The organism is Vibrio sp. 970 (assembly GCF_033339075.1).
The window spans coordinates 1-506 of record NZ_JAWOTW010000881.1 but is presented as its reverse complement, the minus strand read 5'-3'; the positions used below and the strand labels follow the sequence as shown (position 1 = coordinate 506).

Below are 506 nucleotides of genomic sequence, written 5' to 3'. Positions count from 1 at the left end.
TGACCGATAAGTACTTTGGTACCAGCTTCTTTGATGCTGCGGGCGGTGGCGATCCTGTGATGTTCCAACACATTTTCTGGTTCTTTGGTCACCCAGAAGTGTACATAATGATTTTGCCGTCGTTCGGGATCATCTCTGCCATTCTTCCAGCATTTAGTGGCAAAAAGCTGTTCGGCTATCACTCTATGGTGTACGCAACTTGCAGTATCGCGCTTCTTTCTTTCCTTGTGTGGGCGCACCACATGTTCACGACAGGCATGCCCGTGTTTGCAGAACTGTTCTTTATGTACTGCACCATGTTGATTGCGGTACCGACCGGAGTAAAAGTGTTTAACTGGGTCGCAACCATGTGGCGTGGCGCACTGACCTTTGAAACGCCAATGTTGTTTGCGATTGCGTTTATTGTTCTGTTCACTATCGGTGGTTTCTCGGGCTTGATGCTTGCTATCGTGCCGGCGGATTTCCAATACCACGATACCTATTTTGTGGTGGCACATTTCCATTAT

1 protein-coding gene is annotated in these 506 nt (G+C 48.0%); it reads left to right on the top strand.

Features of this window, described 5'->3' with window-relative positions:
* On the top strand, nt 1–506 hold a 506-nt coding region (locus R7Q11_RS29705; protein WP_225467406.1), incomplete at both ends, for a cbb3-type cytochrome c oxidase subunit I.